Here is an 807-nt window from a genome sequence, read left to right as displayed (position 1 = left end):
AGAACTGGTTCATCTGATCAAGCGAAATTGAGATAACTTGTTTATCTTTTGCCAGAGACTTCAAAACAAAACGACGCTCAAATTCTGGGATCACTTCATCACAAATCACACAAAACTGCTCCCCCACAGCCATCATCACGTTGGTATGGTAAATCGGCGAACCCGATGGCAAACGGGTTTGGAATGAAATCACGCGCTCATAACCAATGCGATTCGCGTAATCTTCCAACACTAGGCGATCACAACGCTGTGACAACGCGGCATAAACGGTTTTGTTTAGATGGTCAAAAACCATCACCCCAGTGCTTTCTAGGTACGCGTGATCGCCTAGGTAATCCGTTAGACTGCTTTGCTGGTGAACTTCACGTCCTGCAGCGGCTAGCGCGGCAATTAACGCTTCCGGGCGAACCTCATGCTGACGGTTTTCACACGCCATTGGGAAGGTATAAAGCGTGCCGTCTGGTGTCGTGCTAAACCAGTTGTTTGGAAATACCGCATCTGGCGTCGCAACATCAGAAACTGGATAGTCAAATTCCACCACTTGCACTCCTTCTTGGCGCAACGTGGCAACCATTGCCGAAAATTCAGCCATGGTTTTTCGTGATACTTCTTTCTGGCTCAATGACACCTGATGCTGAAACTCATTGTCTTGCGCCGTTTCTTCATTAAAACGAAATTCTTTAGGTGGCACCATCACTACGCAGTTTGCGGTTTGGCGCAGAGCACTTTGTGTGCTTTCTTCTTTCCCATCAGCAAATTGGGGTACTGATTCGTGTAATAGCATCCAATATATTCCTTATCTCTAGA

The 807-nt window shown here is 46.7% G+C and carries 1 protein-coding gene; it reads right to left on the bottom strand.

Going from position 1 to position 807, the window contains the following annotated elements:
• Window positions 1-784 (bottom strand): arginine deiminase-related protein (locus R7Q09_RS24955; protein ID WP_318143797.1); only part of this gene is annotated, 784 nt, incomplete at its 3' end.
• Window positions 785-807: the final 23 nt, after the last annotated feature.

The organism is Vibrio sp. 2130-1 (genome assembly GCF_033339515.1).
The sequence above is the reverse complement of the archived record's forward strand: the minus strand, read 5'-3'. Positions and strand labels throughout refer to the sequence as shown.